Raw genomic sequence first — 17,816 nt, 5'->3', positions numbered from 1 at the left:
CCATATTAAGAGACGCTCCTCTAGCATGAGGTAGCGCCCTTAAATGGGTCTTGTTTTCTAGCCTTTTTTGGGTCATTGTGTGGAAATGAATGGCATGAAACGATAAATGTAAGGAGTTAAGTAAGTGACAACATCGATTTTATCAATTATGAGTAGCATTGAGCAGGAGGCTCAGCGTGTTTACGACAGCTACGACGTTCAAAAAAAAGACTTGGTTGCTCAGCGGCAAAGAGAGCTAGAAGAGCTTGCCAAGCATTATGAACAAGAAACGCAACAATTAGTGATGGACAAAGAAGCCTTGCTTGCTCAGCACAAAAAACAGTTGACACAGGACGTGGAACAAACGATTGAACAACAGACCGCAAGTATCCAATCCTTATTGGCAAGCAAAAAAGCAGACTTGATCACGCAGATGGTGGATAAGGTGGTAGAAACATATGGCCATTAGTCAAATGAGAAAGCTTTCTCTGATTGGTGGCAAAGAAGTTGTGGATGACTTGTTAGAGACCCTCCAGCAGTCCCAGCTCGTCGAGGTTAGAGACCTCAAGCAGCTGGACGATTGGCGTGAAGCCTATCAGGAAAAGCGTGTCACCTTGCCACAACTCTACTACCAATCAGGTCATGGTCACAATGACCTCATGGGAGAAGATGCCCTGCAGTATTTATTGCAACGGCAGGATGAATTGGAGCAGTGCATGGCACAGCTTGAGGCTTTTTTACCAAAACTAGGCAAGATTGCCTCACTGCGTCAGCCTGAAAGGAGCCTGTCTTTTGAGGCTTTTGAGCAAAAGGCACTAGAAATCCAAGCCCAGAATGTCCTCCAAGAGGTCAAGGGGAAACTTACCAGGCTCAAACAGCTGGAGCAAGGCATGGCCTCTCTCCAGCAACAGGCAGATGAGGTCAGTAAGTGGGAAAAACTCAATGTCCTGCCTGATGAGCTGGCCAATAGCCGATTTATTTCAGCTAGGATTGGGACTATCCCAAGTACCAAGGATGATAGTTTTTACCACGGTTTGATGGCCAATCGTGATATCGAGGTCGAAGAGGTCTTTCGCACTGCCCTCGAATACGGTGTGATTGTCTTTTGGAACAACAAGAACCAGCCTGATTTGGACAGCTATCAGTTTAAACCGTTGACCTATGCCTATAAGGCTTTGCCCAAGGACCAGCTGACCATTTTTAACAAGCAGTTAGTAGCCATGCAAAACGAACGCAAGGGCCTGCTTGAGCAACTCGCGGTTTCACAGGAGAACTTGGCGCATTTGCAAGTCGAGACCGACTATATCCTCAGTCTCTACCTGCGTCAAAAAACCAAGCAAAAACTAGCCAGCACGGCGCATTTGGTTGCTCTCGAAGGCTGGGTTGAGGCCTGCCATCTCGGCAAGCTCCGCCAGATGATTGCGAGGCGCTTTGGCGATGCCATTTACGTCAAGGACAGCGAGGTTCCAAAAGAAGACTGGGAGCAAGTGCCAATTAAACTGCGCAACCACGCTCTGGTTGAGCCGTTTGAGATGGTCACAGAGATGTATGCCCTGCCTAAGTATCACGAAAAGGACCCGACACCCTTTTTAGCACCTTTTTACTTTACCTTTTTTGGCATGATGGTAGCTGATTTGGGCTATGGGGTCTTGTTGTATCTGCTGACTGCTTTGGCACTAAGGGCCTTTACATTGTCTAAGGAAAGCCGACGCTCACTCAAGTTCTTCAACCTTTTAGGAATCTCGGTTGCCATTTGGGGCTTGATTTATGGCTCTGCCTTTGGCTTTGAGCTACCAGTTGCCCTTTTATCTACCAAGTCAGATATCATCAGCATTATCATCTTGTCATTGGTCTTTGGCTTTGTGACCTTGATTTTCGGTCTTTTGTTAGGCGGTTTTCAAAAATATCGGATGAAAGACTATGCCGGGGCCTACCATTCGGGCTTTGCTTGGGTCTTTATCCTGATTGGGATATTGCTTTTGATTCTGGGAAATGTTTTACCAGGGCTCGCTTATCTCACAGTTATCGGCAAGTTTTTGGCCATTGTTAATGTGGTCGGTATTCTTCTGGCCTCGGTTATCCAGGCCAAGGGCTTGTCTGGCTTAGGCAGTGGTCTTTATAACCTATATGGCGCTAGCGCTTTTCTAGGCGACATGGTGAGCTTTACACGCTTGATGGCCTTGGGCCTATCTGGGGCAAGTATTGGCTCAGCCTTTAACATGATTGTTGGGATTTTCCCACCGATAGGGCGCTTTAGCATTGGCATTATCGTTTTTATCCTGTTACATATGATTAACCTTTTCTTGTCGATGTTATCAGGATATGTTCATGGTGCCCGTCTAATCTTCGTAGAGTTTTTCGGCAAATTTTACGAAGGCGGAGGCAAAGCCTTTACCCCATTCACACTGGCCGAGAAATACGTCAAAATCAATCAAGAAACACAATTGGAGGAAAAATAACATGGAACATTTAGCACACTTTTTTACAGCAAACGGCGGTATCTTTTTTGGAGCCTTAGGTATCTTTTTAGCAGTAGCCTTGAGTGGTATGGGCTCAGCTTATGGTGTTGGTAAGGGCGGACAAGCAGCGGCAGCGCTTTTAAAAGAAGAGCCAGAGAAGTTTTCTTCAGCCTTGATCTTGCAACTGTTGCCAGGGACACAGGGCTTGTATGGGTTTGTTATTGGATTGATGATTTACATCAAATTAACACCAGACCTTTCAGTTGATAAAGGCATCGCATACCTTTTTGTTGCCCTTCCGATTGCACTTGTGGGTTATTTTTCAGCAAAACACCAAGGAAATGTTGCGGTAGCAGGCATGCAAATTTTGGCAAAACGTCCTAAAGACTATATGAAAGGCGCTATCTTAGCTGCTATGGTTGAAACTTATGCCATTCTTGCCTTTGTTGTTTCGTTTCTTCTTTACATCAAAATCGGCTAACAATGTGTTGCTAAATCACAACAGCCAGGCCATTGCCGTGGCCTAATCTGAAGGAGAAGGAGGAACTGTATGTGAGTGACATTACAACCTTAAAAAACGCCATTATTGAGCAGGCGACCCAAGAAGGGCAAGCCATGCTAGCATCAGCAAGTGCTCAAATAGAAGCGGATTTTCAAACGCAAAAAACAAAACTCTTAAGCGATCTAGAAAGCAAGCGAAATCGTCAGCTCAAAGAGCTTGACCTGCGCTTTCAAGTCGATAAACAACAACTCAAACACCAAGAACACCAAACCCTACTAGCCGTTAAGCAAGAAGCCATCCGTGAGCTCTTTGAGGCGACAGCCGTAGCCATGGCAGACTTGTCTCATCAAGAAGAGCTAGAGCTTGTCACCCGTTTGTTAAAGGGCTACAAGGATCAAGCTATCCAAGTAACTTTAGGAGAGCTGACCAAGGCCAAACTGGGCCAAGAAGGCTTAGCCAAACTCCAAGAGCAATTTTCGACTGCCAGTATGGCAGAAACTGTTATTGCCAACCAAGCGGGCTTTGTGGTATCTGTCGGTCAGGTTGATGACAACTACCTCTACCGCGATCTGTTAGCATCTGTCTTTAAAACAGAAAGAACCCTGATTGCTACTGTTTTGTTCAACGAAAATTAGGAGTGCGTATTATGGATGTCAATCAATTTTCGCAGATAAACACAAGCATCAGCGTCAAAGAAAAAGACCTCATCACCCCGCAACATTTTGACAAACTCCTTGCGGCGAGTGATAAAAAAAGCATGGCCATTTTGCTGCAATCAACCCCTTACCAACTGTCTGAGGACGACCTGGACGATTTGGACAAGATTGAGCAAAGCCTGATGGCAGAGCTGATAAAAACCTATCAGTGGGCCTATGAGGAAACTCCTAACAAGGGCATCGTTCAGCTCTTGTCTCTCAGGTACACCTATCACAACCTTAAAGTGCTTTTAAAGGCAAAAGCCTGTCAAAAAGACATGAGCAGGCTCTTGTTGCCGATTGGCGAGCCAGAGTTGCCTGTTCTGGACCATCTGGTGACGACTCTGAGTTCAGATGCCTTTCCAGAAACCATCATCACAGAATTACAGGGCATCTGGTCAGACTATCAGGACTATCAAGATTTGCGCGTGCTTGAAATTGGTGCTGATTTAGCCTATTTCAAGCACTTGACCTTGATTGCTGAGGCGCTTGGAGACACGCGCTTCCAAAAAGCAGTGACCATTATCATCGACCTTTACAACATGATTACCGTCAGGCGTGCGCGTGATCAGCACAAGCCCGTCAGCTTTATGAAACAACTCTTATCAGACGAGGCGAGCCTGTCTAGTCAGGACTATATCTCCCTAACTTCTGGTGAGGATATGATTGCGTGGTATCATCAGCTCAACGGCAATGACTTTTCGCTGGCTCTCAAAAGCTATGAGGACAAGATACGCCAGGGCACCATTACCGCAGTAGACTTGGAACATTTGGCAGACGACTTGCTCTTTCATCTCTTTGATGAGGCTAAATACACGAGCGACAGTCCTTACAGCCTAGCACGCTTTCTACTAGGCAAAGAAATGGAAGTGACCAATCTGCGCCTGCTTTTGTCTGCTATGGTGAATCAACTGCCAATGACACTTGTAACAGAAAGGATGAGGCCGATCTATGGTCAGTAAAACCCATAAAATTGGTGTGGTTGGTTGTCGAGATGCTATTTTGCCCTTTCGCATGATTGGTTTTCAAACCTTTCCGGTCAAACAAGCACAAGATGCCATCAATACCCTGAGAAAATTAGCACGAGAGGATTTTGGGATTATCTATTTAACAGAAGATATTGCTGCTGAAATTCCAGAGACAATTGCTTATTATGATAGCCAGCTAAAGCCTGCCCTGATTTTGATTCCTACCCATAAGGGGTCTTTAGGAATCGGTCTAAAACGGGTACAGGACAATGTGGAAAAGGCTGTCGGTCAAAACATATTGTAAGACGCAGCTTCTCACCACTCTGAGGAGAGTCCTTGCTTAGGCGGGGCTTTTCATCAGAGTTCATGGTGGCAGAAGGGTCTTTCATTCAGAATATATGAGGAGGAAAACCTTGAGTCAAGGAAAAATTATTAAAGTTTCAGGACCATTGGTAGTGGCTTCTGGAATGGAAGAAGCAAATATCCAAGATATCTGCCGTGTTGGGCATCTTGGTTTGATTGGTGAAATTATTGAAATGCGCCGTGACCAAGCTTCTATACAAGTTTACGAAGAAACGTCTGGCATCGGCCCAGGCGAGCCTGTCATTACGACAGGAAGTCCCTTGTCTGTTGAGTTGGGACCAGGCTTGATTTCAGAGATGTTTGATGGGATTCAGCGCCCGCTAGACCGCTTTAAAACGGTCACACAGAGTGATTTTTTAATCCGTGGTGTTGACATTCCTAGTCTTGACCGTGAGGTCAAATGGACCTTTACACCGAGTGTCGAGGTGGGGTGTGAGCTTGTGGCAGGAGACATTGTAGGGACTGTTCAGGAAACAGCCGTTATCGAACACCGCATCATGGTGCCTTTTAAGGTGGCAGGAAAACTAAAAACCATTCAGGCGGGAGATTTTACGGTCGATGACATCATTTATGAAATCGAGCAAGCAGATGGCTCTATTTACCAGGGAACCTTGATGCAAAAATGGCCAGTCCGTCAAGCCAGACCAGTCGCTAAAAAACTCATTCCTGTTGAGCCATTGATTACAGGACAACGTGTTATTGACACCTTTTTCCCTGTGACAAAAGGTGGTGCGGCAGCTGTTCCAGGTCCTTTTGGAGCGGGTAAAACGGTCGTTCAGCACCAAGTGGCTAAGTTTGCCAATGTGGACATCGTGATTTACGTTGGTTGTGGCGAGCGTGGTAATGAAATGACCGACGTTTTGAATGAGTTTCCTGAATTGATAGACCCAAATACTGGTCAGTCCATCATGGCACGCACGGTCTTAATTGCAAACACGTCTAACATGCCTGTGGCAGCGCGTGAAGCGTCCATCTATACAGGGATTACCATTGCAGAGTATTTCCGTGACATGGGCTATTCCGTAGCCATCATGGCAGACTCTACCTCTCGTTGGGCTGAGGCCTTGCGTGAGATGTCGGGTCGTTTAGAGGAAATGCCTGGGGATGAGGGCTACCCAGCCTATCTTGGTAGCCGTATTGCGGAGTACTATGAGCGTGCAGGCCGTGCTCGTACCTTAGGAAGCGATGGCCGTGAAGGGACCATCACCGCTATCGGAGCAGTTTCGCCTCCTGGAGGAGACATTTCAGAGCCTGTTACCCAAAACACGCTACGTATCGTCAAAGTCTTTTGGGGCTTGGACGCGCCTTTGGCGCAACGCCGCCATTTCCCAGCGATTAACTGGCTGAGCTCATACTCTTTGTATAAGGATGACATTGGCAGCTACATTGACAAGCAACAAGGCACCAACTGGGCTGAGAAAGTCACCCTAGCCATGAGCATCTTGCAACGCGAGTCTAGTCTAGAAGAAATTGTGCGCTTGGTTGGGCTTGACTCCCTTTCTGAGCAAGACCGCCTGACCATGGCGGTCGCTCGTCAGATTCGTGAGGACTACTTGCAACAAAATGCCTTTGACACGGTAGACACCTTTACGTCATTCCGCAAGCAAGAGGCCATGTTGACTAATATCTTGACCTTTAACGAGGAAGCTAGCCGTGCTTTGGAGCTAGGGGCTTACTTTACAGAGATTATGGAGGGAACTGTCGAGGTCAGAGACCGCATTGCCAGAAGCAAGTTTGTCTCTGAAGACAACCTAGACAGCATCCTAGCCTTATCGGACACCTTAAAAACTGCCATTCATCAGATTTTAGAGAAAGGAGGTATCTGAGATGAGCGTGATTAGAGAATATCGGACAGTCAGTGAGGTAGTTGGACCTTTGATGATTGTTGATCAGGTAGCTGGTGTTCACTACAATGAATTGGTTGACATCAAGCTACACAACGGTGAGACGCGCCAAGGGCAGGTCCTCGAGGTCCATGATGACAAAGCCATGGTACAATTATTTGAAGGCTCTAGCGGCATCAACTTGGCCAAGGCCAAAGTACGCTTTACCGGACACCCTCTGGAATTGGCCGTGTCAGAAGACATGGTTGGCCGTATCTTTGATGGCATGGGTAAACCAATCGATGGTGGTCCAGAGTTGATTGCTGAAAAGTATCTAGACATTGATGGCCAAGCCATTAACCCAGTGGCGCGTGACTACCCAGATGAGTTTATCCAGACTGGTATTTCAGCAATCGACCACCTCAACACCTTGGTGCGCGGGCAAAAACTCCCTGTCTTTTCAGGGTCAGGCTTGCCGCACAATGAGTTGGCAGCACAGATTGCCCGCCAAGCAACTGTTTTGAACTCAGATGAGAATTTTGCCGTGGTTTTTGCAGCCATGGGAATCACCTTTGAAGAGGCTGAGTTTTTCATGGAAGACCTTCGTAAAACAGGGGCCATTGACCGTTCTGTCCTCTTTATGAACCTAGCCAATGACCCAGCGATTGAGCGGATTGCGACCCCTCGTATCGCTTTGACCACAGCGGAGTATTTGGCTTATGAAAAAGACATGCACGTCTTGGTCATCATGACAGATATGACCAACTACTGTGAGGCCTTGCGTGAAGTCTCTGCAGCCCGTCGTGAGGTGCCAGGACGCCGTGGGTATCCAGGTTACCTCTATACCAACCTGTCAACCCTATACGAGCGTGCGGGTCGTCTGGTCGGCAAAAAAGGCTCTGTGACACAGATTCCAATTTTGACCATGCCAGAAGACGACATCACTCACCCAATTCCAGACTTGACAGGTTACATCACTGAGGGGCAAATTATCCTATCAAATGAACTCTATAACAGTGGTTACCGCCCTCCGATTAACGTTTTACCATCCTTGTCACGTCTCAAGGACAAAGGGTCAGGCGAAGGTAAAACACGTGGTGACCACGCCGCAACCATGAACCAGCTCTTTGCCGCCTATGCCCAAGGCAAGCAGGCCAAAGAACTTGCCGTGGTTCTTGGTGAGTCAGCCCTTTCTGACACGGATAAACTATATGTGGCCTTTACAGACCGCTTTGAAAAAGAATACATCAATCAAGGTTTCTACACCAACCGTAGCATCGAAGACAGCCTCAATCTAGGTTGGGAACTGCTGTCCATCTTGCCGCGAACTGAGCTCAAACGCATCAAAGATGACATGCTTGACCAGTACCTACCAGCCCAGTGATTGATCGTTACAGAAAGGAGTGACGCTGATGGCACGATTAAATGTCAAACCCACTCGCATGGAGTTGAGCAATTTAAAAAATCGTCTCAAAACCGCCAAACGTGGCCATAAGCTGCTCAAAGACAAGCGTGACGAGCTCATGCGCCGCTTTGTCGGCCTCATTCAGGAAAACAACAGCCTGCGCCGTGATGTCGAGGAAGCTCTGGTGGCCAACATGCAAGACTTTGTCCTAGCAAAGTCTCTCAAAAACGACCTCATGATTGAGGAGCTCTTTGCAGTTCCTCGACGTGACGTTGACCTTTTTATAGAGGTTGAAAACATCATGAGCGTCCATGTGCCCAAGTTTCACGTGCAAGCAAACGACGCCAAAGACAGTGAGCAAGGGGAGTTTTCGTATAGCTACCTCGCATCTAATAGCCAAATGGATAACACCATCGAAAAAATGGACAAGCTCTTAGATAAGCTCCTGCGCTTAGCAGAAATCGAAAAAGTCTGCCAACTGATGGCAGACGAAATCGAAAAAACACGCCGTCGTGTGAATGGCTTGGAGTATTCGATCATCCCGCAGTTAGAAGAAACCATTCATTACATCGAGCTCAAGCTCGAAGAAGCTGAGCGGGCAAATCTTGTGCGGATCATGAAGGTCAAATAAGTCCAGCAGGCACACAACCAAACAGTCTTTTAGCCTAACCGAGCATCTGATTTCCCTTTAAAGGAAGTCAGATGCTTTTGATTAGCAGAAATCAAAGCTAAAATGTTCGTTTTTTTAAGAAGAATCAGGAAAAGGAAAATGCCATTTTATCTTTTTTCTTAATAATGCCGTGGAAAGTTGGCGAGAAAAATCATTATTTGCTATAATGAAGTGTAAGATATACTTGCAGGTGAGATTCCTGCCATATTTATCAAGAAAGGTGAAGGCCTTATTCGGCAGCTGAAAAGGCCTATATCGAATATATGACATCAGTAGTAGTAGTTGGTACCCAATGGGGTGATGAAGGTAAAGGAAAAATCACTGACTTTTTATCTGCAGATGCAGAGGTGATTGCACGTTATCAAGGTGGTGACAATGCTGGACACACAATCGTTATTGACGGCAAAACGTTCAAATTGCATTTGATTCCATCGGGCATTTTCTTTCCCGAAAAAATCTCGGTTATCGGTAATGGTGTTGTGATTAACCCAAAATCTTTGGTAAAAGAGTTGGCCTACCTACATCATGAAGGAGTGACCACGAAAAATCTGCGCATCTCAGACCGTGCGCACGTGATTTTACCTTACCACATTCAGCTTGATCAATTACAAGAAAACTCAAAAGGCGACAACAAAATTGGCACGACCATCAAAGGGATTGGCCCTGCCTACATGGACAAGGCGGCGCGTATCGGTATCCGTATCGCTGACCTCTTGGACAAAGACATTTTTGCGGAGCGCCTAAGAATCAACCTAGAAGAAAAAAATCGCTTGTTTGAAAAAATGTATGACAGCACGGTTTTAGACTTTGATACCATTTTTGAAGAGTATTATGCCTATGGTCAGCAAATCAAACAATACGTGACAGATACCTCAGTTATCCTAAATGACGCCCTAGACTCAGGTAAGCGTGTCCTTTTTGAAGGGGCACAAGGCGTGATGCTAGACATCGACCAAGGGACTTACCCATTTGTGACCTCATCAAACCCTGTTGCTGGTGGAGTGACCATCGGATCAGGTGTCGGCCCAAGTAAGATTGACAAGGTTGTTGGGGTCTGCAAGGCCTACACCAGCCGTGTTGGAGACGGACCGTTTCCAACAGAGCTATTTGACGAAGTCGGTGATCGCATCCGTGACATCGGGCATGAATATGGCACCACTACGGGACGTCCACGTCGTGTGGGTTGGTTTGACTCTGTTGTGATGCGCCATAGCCGTCGCGTGTCAGGTATTACCAATCTGTCACTCAACTCGATTGACGTTTTGTCAGGTCTTGACAAGGTTAAAATCTGTGTGGCCTATGACCTGGACGGTGAGCGTATTGACCATTATCCAGCAAGTCTCGAGCAACTCAAGCGTTGCAAACCTATCTACGAAGAGTTGCCAGGATGGTCTGAGGACATTACAGCTGTCCGTAGCTTAGAGGATCTACCAGAAAATGCTCGCAACTATGTTCGCCGTGTCGGTGAGCTGGTTGGTGTTCGCATTTCGACCTTCTCTGTCGGCCCAGGCCGTGAACAAACCAACATTTTAGAAAGTGTTTGGGCATCCATATAATAACATTAGAGATCGGACCAGTGCATTGTGTCGGTCTCTTTTCTAGTTAGCAGCTGTAACCATCACAATAAAGTACTTTCACGCAAAAAGATCCAAAAAGGTTCGGATTTTGCACCAAAAATAAGATTTTTTGAAAAAAAGAGTGTTCTCTCATTGGAATTTTTGCTATACTAATTCCTCATTCTTTGACAAGACCGGAAAGAATGACAATTCTCATCGAACATCACATTATTAAAAATTTAGGAGGTTCATTATCACATGAACAAAAAAATGGTAACCCTTGGACTAGCTTCAACCGCATTGTTAATGCTTGGTGCGTGCTCAAACCGCTCTAAAAACTCTGCATCAGAGCCAAAACTCAAAGTGGCTATGATTACGAATCAGACAGGGATTGACGACAAATCGTTTAACCAGTCTGCTTGGGAAGGGCTAAAAGCCTGGGGCAAGGACAACAACTTGACCAAAGGCCAAGGCTTTGATTATTTCCAATCAAGCAACGAATCAGAGTACACCACCAACCTTGACTCTGCAGTGTCTAGTGGTTACAACCTTGTTTTTGGAATTGGATTTCCTCTACATGACGCGGTAGAAAAAGCTGCTGCGAACAACCTTGACAGTAACTTTGCCATTGTTGATGACGTCATTGAAGGCAAGCCAAATGTCGCAAGCATCACCTTTTCAGATAACGAAGCAGCCTACCTAGCAGGTGTTGCTGCGGCAAAAACAACCAAAACAAAACAAGTCGGCTTTGTCGGTGGTATGGAAGGCACGGTTGTCAAACGTTTTGAAACCGGATTTGAGGCAGGTGTCAAGGCTGTTGACCCAAGCATCAAGGTCAGAGTAACCTATGCTGGATCTTTTGCAGATGCTGCCAAAGGAAAAACCATCGCCGCAGCCCAATACGCTGAAGGCGCAGATGTGATTTACCAAGCCGCTGGCGGAACAGGAGCTGGTGTCTTTAACGAAGCAAAAAGCATCAACGAAAAACGCAACGAAGCAGACAAAGTCTGGGTTATCGGTGTTGACCGCGACCAAAGAGAAGAAGGCAATTACACGTCTAAAGACGGTGAAAAAGCTAACTTTGTCTTGACCTCTAGTATCAAAGAAGTCGGTCAAGCCCTCCGCCAATTTGCTAAAAAAACAAGCAAGGGCAACTTCCCTGGTGGCAAAGTGACAACCTTTGGTCTTAAAGAAGGTGGCGTTAACTTGCTAACAGATACCCTACCAAAAGAAACTAAAAATGCTGTTGAAACGGCTAAAAAAGCAATCATCAAAGGCGACATCACTGTTGCAGAAAAATAAGCTTAGCGCATTTTAATCATTTGAACAGATGATGCCGCATAAAAAGCACCTGCTTTCCTCTTTTATAGGAAGCCAGGTGCTTTTTTGATTGCAGGTGATGATAGTGTCTAAAAATAGCAATGAATGCCATGGTCTAGAAAAACGTCTTGGTAGTCTTGTAAGTCTTCGGGGTGGTAGGCTTTTACCTCAGCCATTTGATAGTCTCTCCCTAATAGTTTGTACTTGTTTTCGCCAAACTGGTGGAAAGGCAGGAGCTGTACCTGATTGATATTTAGTTGGTTAAAAAGCTGACTAAAGGCCTTGGCATCCTCTAGCGAGTCATTAAAATCTGGGATTACAGGAATGCGCAGCACGATTTCCTTGCCAGCGGCAAAGGCGTAGTGGATGTTTTTGATGATAAGGTTGTTGCGCACACCAGTTACCTCACGGTGTTTGAGGAGGTCATAATGTTTTAAGTCGGTATAGATAAAGTCCACGTAGTCGATAAGCGATACAAACTGCTCGTGTTTGGCAAAGGCTGTTGTCTCAATAGCTGTGTGGAGCCCTGCTTTTTTAGCAGCCTTTAGCAAGGCTAAGGCAAAATCAAACTGGGCAAACAGCTCGCCACCAGATAAGGTCATGCCCCCTCCAGACTCCTCGTAAAAGTCAATGTCTTTTAAGACCTCGTCAATCACCTCATCAACGGTTTTTAGTGACCCTACAGTCTCGGTTTTACTCCCATCAACTGTCAGCATCTCCTCAGGAGCCTTTTGTTGTGATTCGGGATTGGCACACCATGGGCAGCGCAAGGGACAGCCCTTGAGAAAGACCGTGGTCCGTATACCTGGCCCGTCATGGATGCTAAAATGCTGGATATTAAACACGATGCCTGTTGTGGTCATAACTGCTATTCCTTTCATTACACCCTAATCATACCAAATAAACGTAAATAAATCAATTACGAATGAAAGTGATTTCAGCTTTTCTTTTAAGGGCATAATTGATATAATGAAAAAAAAGAGGTGAACCATGAACCGTTTAGAACAAATTATCCAACTCGTATCACAAAAGAAAAAAATAGATGTCAATACCCTATCTGAACAGCTAAAAGTCTCCAAGGTGACCATTCGAAAAGACCTTGATAAGCTTGAAAGTAAGGGCCTTTTAAGGCGTGAGCATGGCTACGCCGTGCTAAATAGTGGTGACGATTTAAACGTGCGCTTGTCCTATAATCACAACATCAAACAGCGCATCGCAGAGCGTGCCGCCCAGTTGGTGCAGGACAACGACACCATCATGATTGAATCTGGCTCCACCTGTGCCTTGCTAGCAGAGGTTCTTTGCCAAACCAAACGAAACATCAAAATTATCACCAATTCCTGCTTTATTGCCAGCTACATTCGCCAGTACAGCAGTTGTCAGATTTTACTGTTGGGTGGTTACTACCAGCCCAATTCTGAAGTGACCGTAGGCCCCTTGTTAAAGGAAATGATTTCCTTATTTCACGTTGACCGTGTCTTTATTGGCACAGATGGCTTTGACCCTGAAGTGGGATTTATGGGCAAGGACATGATGCGCTCAGAAGGGGTCAGGTATATGGCAGAAGCCGCTGAGCAGTTGATTATTTTGACCGACTCCAGCAAATTTACCAAGCCTAGCCTGGTTCACCAGCTCTCTCTCGAGGATGTGAATCGTATCATCACAGACACAGGCCTTGACCCGGATACACAGGAGCTTTTGGCAGGACATGACATTGTTATGGACTTTGTGTCCTAGGTAAAGGAGAAGCACGTGATGAAAGAAGACCGCCACCGCCTCCTAGCAAAGATTGCTTACCTGCACTACATTGAGGGCAAGAGCCAAACGACCATCGCCAAAGAGCTAGACATTTATCGCACCACTGTTTGCCGAATGTTAGCTACCGCTAGGGAACAGGGGCTTGTGCGAATCGAGATTGCAACAGCAGATAGTCATTTGTTTGCCCTTGAGGAGCGCGTGAAAAACCGCTATGGGCTGAACAAAATTGACCTTGTCAGCCACCCAGCAGATGCCAGCTCCAGAGAAATCAGAGAAGCCCTGGCCACCACTGCAGCAGCCATCTTGCGTAGCAGGGTCAAAGAAGGCGACAACATTGGCTTATCCTGGGGAGCGACCTTATCAGCGATTGTGGATAAGCTAGATGCAAAAGTGGTCAAAGACAGCCTTATCTGTCCCCTAGCTGGAGGGCCCAGTCACCTCAATGCCAAGTATCACGTCAATACCTTGGTCTACCGCTTGGCCAGAGTTTTCCACAGTCAGGGAGCTTTTATCAATGCCACCGTGCTGCAAAATGATGCCACAGAGGCTCAGAGCATACTGACCTCCAAACCATTTGAGAGCATCTCAGCCTGCTGGCAAGAGTTAGACATGGCTCTGATTGGTATTGGTGGCGAGCCAGCTCAGACGGCAGACAGCCAGTGGCGGGATTTGCTGTCTAGCGAGGACATCAGCCAGCTCCAAGTCGAGGGAGCAGTGGGTGAGATTTGCTGCCGCTTTTTTGACCAGACAGGGAACCCCGTCCACCAAAATTTACAAAACCGCACGATTGCCATTAGTCTTGACCAACTGTCGCGTGTGCCTGAGACAATTGCTGTCGCAGCAGGAAAGTCCAAGGCAAAAGCCATTCTAGCTGCCTTAAAGGCAGGATTTATCAGTCATCTCATCACAGATGAGGCTACCATAGAGGCGGTATTAGCCTTAGATGTAGACTAATCTCATGTCATCAGCCAAAAAAGCTCTGCCTTTTCTGGCTTTTTTTGTTGGGTTTAGCTAAAAAGCTAACGCTAAATTGCACAATCGTGCAATTTCAAACAAGTCTTTGAATTCCTAGGTAGAGATGTGCAAACACAGACAGATATGGTAAAATAATTACGAAAGAAAGATTTGTATTTACGAAAGAAAATAGGAGACAGACTATGACTGCGACAACACCTTCTTACTTTGGGCAACTCACCGACAGAATGAACCGTTACCGCGAGGCTGTTTTAGATAAAAAACCTTACATTGATGCAGAGCGTGCTATCCTGGTCACCCAGGCCTACAAAAAGCACCTCAACAAGCCTGCTAACCTCAAACGAGCTTACATGTTGCAAAACATCTTGGAAAACATGACCATCTACATCGAAGACGAAAGTTTGATCGCAGGAAACCAAGCGTCCTCAAACAAAGATGCCCCAATTTTCCCTGAGTACACATTAGAGTTTGTCATGAACGAGCTAGACCTCTTTGAAAAACGAGATGGCGATGTATTTTACATCACCGAAGAAACCAAAGAGCAGTTGCGTGAGATTGCTCCTTTCTGGGAAAACAACAACCTGCGTGCCCGCTGTGGCGTGCTCTTGCCAGACGAAGTCCAAGTCTATATGGAAACAGGCTTCTTTGGCATGGAAGGCAAGATGAACTCAGGGGATGCTCATTTGGCAGTCAACTACCAAAAACTCTTGACCTTGGGGTTAAAAGGTTTTGAAGAACAAGCGCGTGCAGCCAAGGCAGCCCTTGATTTGACCATTCCAGAAAGTATTGACAAATACCATTTTTACGACTCTGTCTTTATCGTGATTGATGCGGTCAAGACCTATGCAGAGCGCTATGCCAAATTGGCAAGACAGCTAGCTCAAACAGCTAGCCCAGAGCGTCAAGCAGAGCTCCTTGAGATTGCGCGCATCTGTGACAAGGTTCCTTACCACCCAGCTGAGACCTTTGCAGAGGCTGTGCAGGCGGTCTGGTTTATCCAGTGTGTCTTGCAGATTGAGTCTAATGGACATTCCTTGTCTTATGGGCGTTTTGACCAGTACATGTACCCTTATGTTGAGGCCGACTTGACATCAGGTCGTGAGACAGAGGACTCTATTGTTGAGCGCTTGACCAACCTCTGGATAAAGACCCTGACCATTAACAAAGTCCGCAGCCAAGCCCACACCTTCTCATCAGCAGGTAGCCCTCTTTACCAAAACGTGACCATTGGTGGCCAAACCCGTGATAAAAAAGACGCGGTGAACCCACTATCTTACCTAGTGTTGCGCAGTGTGGCACAGACTAAACTGCCACAACCAAACCTAACCGTGCGCTACCACAAAGGCTTGGACAATACCTTTATGAATGAGTGTATCGAGGTGATGAAACTAGGCTTTGGCATGCCAGCCATGAACAATGACGAAATCATTATCCCTTCCTTCATCAAAAAAGGTGTCCTAGAGGAGGACGCTTATGACTACTCAGCCATTGGTTGTGTAGAGACCGCTGTTCCAGGCAAATGGGGTTATCGTTGTACCGGCATGAGCTACATCAACTTCCCTAAAATCTTGTTGATTACCATGAATAACGGAATTGACCCAGCATCAGGCAAGCGCTTTGCCACAGGACATGGGCACTTTACCGACATGACCGACTACGCCCAGCTCAAAACCGCCTGGGACGCTACCTTGCGAGAAATCACTCGCATGAGCGTCATCGTTGAAAATGCCATCGACCTAGGCCTTGAGCGTGAGGTACCAGATATTCTTTGCTCAGCCTTGACCGATGACTGTATCGGTAGAGGCAAGACCCTAAAAGAAGGCGGAGCTGTCTACGACTATATCTCTGGCCTACAAGTGGGAATTGCCAACCTGTCAGACTCACTAGCAGCGCTGAAAAAATTAGTCTTCGAAGAAGGTCGCCTTACTCCATCAGAGCTCTGGCGTGCCCTAGAGACAGACTTTGCAGGGGCGCGTGGTGAGGAGATCCGTCAGATGCTGATCAATGACGCACCGAAATATGGCAATGATGATGACTACGCAGACAGCCTTGTGGTTGAAGCCTATGAAACCTACATCGATGAGATAGCTAAGTATCCAAATACCCGCTATGGACGTGGGCCAATCGGTGGCATCCGCTACTCAGGGACTTCCTCAATATCAGCCAATGTCGGTCAAGGAAAAGGTACCCTAGCCACACCAGACGGCCGTCATGCGGGCACTCCGCTAGCTGAAGGGTGCTCACCAGAGCACAGCATGGACAAAAAAGGCCCAACCTCAGTCCTCAAATCCGTCTCAAAATTACCAACGGACGAAATCGTAGGCGGTGTCCTTCTCAACCAAAAAGTCAACCCACAAACCCTAGCCAAAGAAGAAGACAAAATGAAACTCATGGCGCTCTTGCGCACCTTCTTTAACCGACTACACGGCTACCACATCCAGTACAATGTGGTCTCTCGTGAGACCTTGATTGACGCTCAAAAAAATCCCGACAAGCACCGTGACTTGATTGTCCGTGTGGCAGGCTACTCAGCCTTCTTCAACGTCTTGTCAAAAGCTACCCAAGACGACATCATCGAGCGTACTGAGCATATTTTTTAAGCCTAGACAAACAGCACAGAAAGCGTGAAATTCATGGAATATATGTTAGACACTTTAAACTTAGACGCCATTAAAAAATGGAGCCACATCCTGCCCTTAGCAGGGGTCACCTCAAACCCAACCATCGCTAAAAAAGAAGGCGACATCGACTTTTTCCAACGGATTAAGGATGTCCGCGCCATCATTGGGGAGGCACCGTCTATTCACGTACAGGTAGTGGCACAGGATTATGACGGCATCCTAGCAGATGCTGCTCAAATCCGTAACCACTGCGGGGACAATGTTCACATCAAGGTCCCAGTCACCACTGAGGGACTAGCGGCCATTAAAACCTTAAAGGCAGAAGGGTATCACATCACAGCAACTGCCATCTACACCACTTTCCAAGGACTGCTAGCCATTGAGGCAGGCGCAGACTACCTCGCCCCATACTACAACCGTATGGAAAACCTCAACATTAACCCAGACGAAGTCATCGAGCAACTCGCCCAGGCAATTGCCCGTACTGGCTCATCTAGCAAGATTCTGGCAGCTAGTTTTAAAAATGTTGGTCAAGTCAACAAGGCCTTTGCCCTTGGCGCCCAAGCCATCACCGCGGGTCCAGATGTCTTTGAGGCAGGCTTTGCCATGCCAGCTATCCAAAAAGCCGTTGACGATTTTGGCAGCGACTGGGCAGCCATCCACAACCGTCACAGTATCTAATTACAAAAAATCCCTAGAACACTGAACTGCACCCCAAAAGT

At 46.7% G+C, this 17,816-nt stretch carries 16 protein-coding genes; 15 read left to right on the top strand and 1 reads right to left on the bottom strand.

Annotated elements, in window-relative coordinates; genetic code table 11:
* Window positions 1-124: 124 nt before the first annotated feature.
* From AKK44_RS04715 to AKK44_RS04665, 11 genes are all read left to right on the top strand, one after another.
* Complete coding sequence (locus AKK44_RS04715; RefSeq protein ID WP_054278733.1) at window positions 125-448, top strand: hypothetical protein; 324 nt, start codon at window positions 125-127, stop codon at window positions 446-448.
* Entirely contained in the window at window positions 438-2,438 is a 2,001-nt protein-coding gene (locus AKK44_RS04710) for a V-type ATP synthase subunit I (protein ID WP_054278732.1), read from the top strand. Before AKK44_RS04715 ends, AKK44_RS04710 begins: the two co-directional genes overlap by 11 nt.
* 1 nt (window position 2,439) lies before the next feature.
* Window positions 2,440-2,919, top strand: coding sequence for a V-type ATP synthase subunit K (locus AKK44_RS04705; protein ID WP_037595440.1), 480 nt, complete (start codon window positions 2,440-2,442; stop codon window positions 2,917-2,919).
* 71 nt (window positions 2,920-2,990) lie between these two features.
* Window positions 2,991-3,575: a hypothetical protein gene (locus tag AKK44_RS04700; RefSeq protein WP_054278731.1), complete on the top strand. Its 585-nt coding sequence runs from the start codon at window positions 2,991-2,993 to the stop codon at window positions 3,573-3,575.
* Between the two features lie 11 nt (window positions 3,576-3,586).
* Complete coding sequence (locus tag AKK44_RS04695) at window positions 3,587-4,597, top strand: V-type ATPase subunit (protein WP_054278730.1); 1,011 nt, start codon at window positions 3,587-3,589, stop codon at window positions 4,595-4,597.
* Window positions 4,587-4,907, top strand: coding sequence for a V-type ATP synthase subunit F (locus AKK44_RS04690; protein ID WP_037595443.1), 321 nt, complete (start codon window positions 4,587-4,589; stop codon window positions 4,905-4,907). Before AKK44_RS04695 ends, AKK44_RS04690 begins: the two co-directional genes overlap by 11 nt.
* A 109-nt stretch (window positions 4,908-5,016) precedes the next feature.
* Entirely contained in the window at window positions 5,017-6,792 is a 1,776-nt protein-coding gene (locus AKK44_RS04685) for a V-type ATP synthase subunit A (RefSeq protein ID WP_054278729.1), read from the top strand.
* A 1-nt stretch (window position 6,793) separates the two neighbouring features.
* The gene (locus AKK44_RS04680) at window positions 6,794-8,173 is read left to right on the top strand and encodes a V-type ATP synthase subunit B (RefSeq protein WP_037594935.1); all 1,380 of its coding nucleotides are present in this window, start codon (window positions 6,794-6,796) and stop codon (window positions 8,171-8,173) included.
* A 28-nt stretch (window positions 8,174-8,201) separates the two neighbouring features.
* Window positions 8,202-8,825 (top strand): V-type ATP synthase subunit D, encoded by a 624-nt coding sequence (locus tag AKK44_RS04675; protein ID WP_054278728.1) that lies wholly within the window; start codon window positions 8,202-8,204, stop codon window positions 8,823-8,825.
* Between the two features lie 302 nt (window positions 8,826-9,127).
* On the top strand, window positions 9,128-10,420 hold the full coding sequence (locus AKK44_RS04670; protein WP_037594938.1) for an adenylosuccinate synthase: 1,293 nt from the start codon (window positions 9,128-9,130) through the stop codon (window positions 10,418-10,420).
* Window positions 10,421-10,678: 258 nt separating this feature from the next.
* Window positions 10,679-11,722: a BMP family lipoprotein gene (locus AKK44_RS04665; RefSeq protein ID WP_054278727.1), complete on the top strand. Its 1,044-nt coding sequence runs from the start codon at window positions 10,679-10,681 to the stop codon at window positions 11,720-11,722.
* Between the two features lie 107 nt (window positions 11,723-11,829).
* Here AKK44_RS04665 and AKK44_RS04660 read toward each other — a convergent pair whose 3' ends face one another.
* Window positions 11,830-12,603, bottom strand: a complete 774-nt coding sequence (locus AKK44_RS04660; RefSeq protein WP_054278726.1) for a glycyl-radical enzyme activating protein — start codon at window positions 12,601-12,603, stop codon at window positions 11,830-11,832.
* Window positions 12,604-12,730: 127 nt separating this feature from the next.
* Between AKK44_RS04660 and AKK44_RS04655 the strand changes: the two genes are divergently transcribed.
* The 4 genes from AKK44_RS04655 (at window position 12,731) to AKK44_RS04640 (ending at window position 17,775) form a co-directional block, all read left to right on the top strand.
* The gene (locus AKK44_RS04655) at window positions 12,731-13,477 is read left to right on the top strand and encodes a DeoR/GlpR family DNA-binding transcription regulator (RefSeq protein WP_054278725.1); all 747 of its coding nucleotides are present in this window, start codon (window positions 12,731-12,733) and stop codon (window positions 13,475-13,477) included.
* A gap of 18 nt (window positions 13,478-13,495) precedes the next feature.
* On the top strand, window positions 13,496-14,452 hold the full coding sequence (locus AKK44_RS04650; RefSeq protein WP_054278724.1) for a sugar-binding transcriptional regulator: 957 nt from the start codon (window positions 13,496-13,498) through the stop codon (window positions 14,450-14,452).
* Window positions 14,453-14,655: 203 nt separating this feature from the next.
* On the top strand, window positions 14,656-17,073 hold the full coding sequence (locus AKK44_RS04645; RefSeq protein ID WP_054278723.1) for a glycyl radical protein: 2,418 nt from the start codon (window positions 14,656-14,658) through the stop codon (window positions 17,071-17,073).
* 33 nt (window positions 17,074-17,106) lie between these two features.
* Window positions 17,107-17,775 (top strand): fructose-6-phosphate aldolase, encoded by a 669-nt coding sequence (locus tag AKK44_RS04640; RefSeq protein WP_054278722.1) that lies wholly within the window; start codon window positions 17,107-17,109, stop codon window positions 17,773-17,775.
* Window positions 17,776-17,816: the final 41 nt, after the last annotated feature.

Source organism: Streptococcus phocae (genome assembly GCF_001302265.1).
Taxonomy (GTDB): domain Bacteria; phylum Bacillota; class Bacilli; order Lactobacillales; family Streptococcaceae; genus Streptococcus; species Streptococcus phocae.
Note: the sequence above shows the minus strand (reverse complement) of the source record. Positions and strands in the feature narration are given on the sequence as shown.

Excerpts from the sequence above, each read along its gene's own strand:
- AKK44_RS04710 (WP_054278732.1), top strand. The coding sequence starts at position 438 with ATGGCCATTAGTCAAATGAGAAAGCTTTCTCTGATTGGTGGCAAAGAA.
- AKK44_RS04675 (WP_054278728.1), top strand. The coding sequence starts at position 8,202 with ATGGCACGATTAAATGTCAAACCCACTCGCATGGAGTTGAGCAATTTA.
- AKK44_RS04660 (WP_054278726.1), bottom strand. The coding sequence starts at position 12,603 with ATGACCACAACAGGCATCGTGTTTAATATCCAGCATTTTAGCATCCAT.
- AKK44_RS04695 (WP_054278730.1), top strand. The coding sequence starts at position 3,587 with ATGGATGTCAATCAATTTTCGCAGATAAACACAAGCATCAGCGTCAAA.
- AKK44_RS04670 (WP_037594938.1), top strand. The coding sequence starts at position 9,128 with ATGACATCAGTAGTAGTAGTTGGTACCCAATGGGGTGATGAAGGTAAA.
- AKK44_RS04680 (WP_037594935.1), top strand. The coding sequence starts at position 6,794 with ATGAGCGTGATTAGAGAATATCGGACAGTCAGTGAGGTAGTTGGACCT.
- AKK44_RS04705 (WP_037595440.1), top strand. The coding sequence starts at position 2,440 with ATGGAACATTTAGCACACTTTTTTACAGCAAACGGCGGTATCTTTTTT.
- AKK44_RS04640 (WP_054278722.1), top strand. The coding sequence starts at position 17,107 with ATGGAATATATGTTAGACACTTTAAACTTAGACGCCATTAAAAAATGG.
- AKK44_RS04645 (WP_054278723.1), top strand. The coding sequence starts at position 14,656 with ATGACTGCGACAACACCTTCTTACTTTGGGCAACTCACCGACAGAATG.
- AKK44_RS04665 (WP_054278727.1), top strand. The coding sequence starts at position 10,679 with ATGAACAAAAAAATGGTAACCCTTGGACTAGCTTCAACCGCATTGTTA.
- AKK44_RS04690 (WP_037595443.1), top strand. The coding sequence starts at position 4,587 with ATGGTCAGTAAAACCCATAAAATTGGTGTGGTTGGTTGTCGAGATGCT.
- AKK44_RS04650 (WP_054278724.1), top strand. The coding sequence starts at position 13,496 with ATGAAAGAAGACCGCCACCGCCTCCTAGCAAAGATTGCTTACCTGCAC.
- AKK44_RS04655 (WP_054278725.1), top strand. The coding sequence starts at position 12,731 with ATGAACCGTTTAGAACAAATTATCCAACTCGTATCACAAAAGAAAAAA.